The organism is Nocardiopsis sp. NPDC055824, assembly GCF_053616335.1.
The window spans coordinates 1-3,202 of sequence record NZ_JBSHDN010000362.1 but is presented as its reverse complement, the minus strand read 5'-3'; the positions used below and the strand labels follow the sequence as shown (position 1 = coordinate 3,202).

At 72.6% G+C, this 3,202-nt stretch carries 2 protein-coding genes; one reads left to right on the top strand and one right to left on the bottom strand.

All coding sequences use genetic code 11. The features are described 5' to 3' along the window. Window positions 1–6: 6 nt before the first annotated feature. Window positions 7–162: a hypothetical protein gene (locus ACWGL3_RS31775; protein ID WP_267945485.1), complete on the bottom strand. Its 156-nt coding sequence runs from the start codon at window positions 160–162 to the stop codon at window positions 7–9. Between the two features lie 544 nt (window positions 163–706). Here ACWGL3_RS31775 and ACWGL3_RS31770 point away from each other — a divergent pair. Then, window positions 707–3,199, top strand: a complete 2,493-nt coding sequence (locus ACWGL3_RS31770; RefSeq protein ID WP_452462145.1) for an ATP-dependent Clp protease ATP-binding subunit — start codon at window positions 707–709, stop codon at window positions 3,197–3,199. Window positions 3,200–3,202 lie beyond the last annotated feature (3 nt).

Below are 3,202 nucleotides of genomic sequence, written 5' to 3'. Positions count from 1 at the left end.
CCCCCGTCAGGCCTGGGAGGTCGTGCCGCCGAAGAGGACGGCGGGGATGACGTCGGTCAGGACCCCCATGCCGGCGTGGTCTTCAGCGGCAGCCGCAGCAGGGGCGATCGCGGTCCCCACCAGTGCGGCGGACAGGGCCAGGGTTGCCAGGACACGACTCATGGGACTCCTCCTGCTGAAACAACAATGGTCACTCAGAGTAACAAGTCACGCCCCTGGAGTTGCGCAGGTGCGCCGCGACGAGGCTCGGAGGCGTGCCGCTCGACAGCCGCCGACACCCCGCCCTCGCGCCCACCGGCGTGTTCGCGCCCGCCGCCGGGAAGACCTGGAGGCGGGCGGGGGTCGACCGCCGGAAGGGGACAGGCATCGGGTCCGGCCCTGCTGGGTAGCGTGGGACCGGCGGTGCGCCGGACCGCACCCACCGGAGCCCGACCCGGGGGCGCTCCCGCGATCGCCGCGGCGGTACCGGTGGTCCCGCCGACGGCCGTGTCGGCACTGCCGTGGCGGCACCGGATCCGAGGAGGGGGGCGATCGTCGCGCACACGCCGGAAGGGCGCCGGGCACGGCCGGAGGGCCGGTGGCCGCGGGCCCCGACGGCCCGGCCACACCGGAGGGCACCGACGCCCGTTTCAAGGTCATTCACGTAGAGTTACCGAGCAACTACTTGGCGATGGCACGCCACCACACGCACGGGGGACGAGACGAGATGACACACGACTTTCCCGACGACCGCGGCAGCGACCCCGGGTCCTTCGACGAGTTCCTGGCCCGGTTCCTCGGGGCCCGGGGCCCGGTCCGCCGCGTGGACCTGTCCAAGCTGATGAGCGCCGAGGCCCAGGAGGTGGCCGACGCCGCGGTGCGCCGCGCCCTGGAGGCCGGCGGCGCCGACGTGGACACGGTCCACCTGCTGTGGTCCCTGCTGCGCCACCAGCCCACGCGCGAGCTGATGGGCCGCACCGACGCCAACACCGACCAGCTCACCGCGGTGATCGACCAGGCGGTGGCGCAGGCGCCCCGGACGGTGCGCGGGTCGGCCAGGCTCACCCCGTCCGCCAAGAGGGCCCTGTTGGACGCGCTCCAGATCGCACGGGCCACCGGCAGTTCCAGCATCACGCCCGAGCACCTGCTGTTCGCCCTGGCGGTCAACCCCGACAGCCCGGTGAGCCAGCTCATGCGCGACTCCGGGATCACGCCGCCCGCACTGCAGAAGGCCGCGGGCCCCGTGCCCGCCGCCGACCGGGGCGAGGAGGAGCCCTCGGCCACGCCCACCCTGGACGAGTACGGCACCGACATGACGGCGCTGGCCCGCGAGGGGCGCCTGGACCCGGTCGTGGGCCGCGACGACGAGGTCGAGCAGTGCATCGAGGTGCTCGCCCGGCGCCGCAAGAACAACCCGGTGCTCATCGGCGACCCCGGCGTGGGCAAGACCGCGATCGCCGAGGGCATCGCCCAGCGCATCTTCGACGACGACGTCCCCGAGACCCTGCGCGGACGCCGCCTGGTCCAGCTCGACCTGGCCGGGATCGTGGCGGGCACGCGCTACCGGGGCGACTTCGAGGAGCGCCTGACCGCGATCGTGGACGAGATCCGCGCGCAGTCCGAGGGCCTGCTCATCTTCATCGACGAGATCCACACGATCGTGGGCGCCGGGGCGGCCGAGGGGTCGATGAACGCCGGGAACATGCTCAAGCCCGCGCTCGCCCGCGGCGAGCTGCACGTCATCGGCGCGACCACGGTGGACGAGTACCGCAAGAACATCGAGAAGGACGCCGCGCTCGAACGCCGCTTCCAGCCGATCCAGGTGCCCGAGCCGTCGGTGGAGGACACCGTCGAGATCCTGCGCGGCCTGCGCGACCGCTACGAGGCCCACCACCAGGTGCGGTTCAGCGACGAGAGCCTGGTCGCGGCGGCCGAGCTGTCGGACCGCTACGTCACCGACCGGTTCCTGCCCGACAAGGCCATCGACCTGGTCGACCAGGCGGGCGCCCGGGTGCGGCTGCGGCTGAAGACCTCCAGCTCCTCCCTGCGGGACCTGGAGAAGAGGCTCAAGGAGCTGGAGGAGCAGAAGGACAGGGCGGTCCAGGAGGAGGACTACGAGCGGGCGTCGGCGGTGCGCGACGAGATCTCCGCCGCCCGGAGCTCGATCCACCAGGCCCGCGGCACCGGCTCCGCGGTGCCGGAGGTGACCGGCGACGACATCGCCGACGTGGTCTCCCGCAGCACCGGCATCCCGGTCTCCCAGCTCACCCAGGAGGAGCGGGACCGGCTGGTCAACCTGGAGGAGGTGCTGCACACGCGGGTGATCGGCCAGAACGAGGCGGTCACGGCGGTCTCCGAGGCGATCCGCCGCTCCAGGGCCGGGCTGGGCGACCCCGACCGGCCGGTGGGCAGCTTCCTGTTCCTGGGGCCGACCGGCGTGGGCAAGACGGAGCTGGCCCGGGCGCTGGCCGAGGCCCTGTTCGGGTCCGAGGACGCCATGGTGCGCATCGACATGAGCGAGTTCCAGGAGCGGCACACCACCAGCCGCCTGACCGGCGCGCCTCCCGGGTTCGTCGGCTACGAGGAGGCGGGCCAGCTCACCGAGGCGGTGCGCCGCAACCCCTACTCCGTGCTCCTGCTGGACGAGATCGAGAAGGCGCACCCGGACGTGTTCAACCTGCTGCTGCAGCTGTTGGACGACGGACGGCTGACCGACGGCCAGGGACGGACGGTGGACTTCCGCAACACGGTGGTCGTCATGACCAGCAACCTGGGGTCGGAGGCGATCACCGGCGGCGGCCCGATGGGTTTCACCGCCGACGGCCAGATGGACCCCGACACCGAGCAGCGGGTGATGCGGCGGCTGCGCGAGGAGTTCCGGCCCGAGTTCGTCAACCGGATCGACGAGGTCATCGTCTTCAAGCAGCTCGGGAACGAGGAGCTGGCCCAGATCACCCGGCTCATGCTGGAGAGCCTCGAACAGCGGCTCAGGGCCAAGGACATCACGGTGCGGTTCACCGACGAGGCGGTCGCGTGGCTGGCCGAGCACGGGTACCAGCCCGCGTACGGCGCCCGGCCGCTGGCGCGCACGATCCAGCGCACCGTCGGCAACCGCCTCTCGCGCATGGTGCTGGACGGGCAGGTCGTCCCGGGCGACCGGGTGATCGTGGACGCGGGCGACGACGGGGACCTGCGGATCTCCACCGCGCCCGCCTTCTGAGGC

What these genes read in the sequence shown, in the direction of transcription:
- ACWGL3_RS31775 (WP_267945485.1), bottom strand. Translation starts at nt 162, where the DNA reads ATGAGTCGTGTCCTGGCAACCCTGGCCCTGTCCGCCGCACTGGTGGGG.
- ACWGL3_RS31770 (WP_452462145.1), top strand. Translation starts at nt 707, where the DNA reads ATGACACACGACTTTCCCGACGACCGCGGCAGCGACCCCGGGTCCTTC.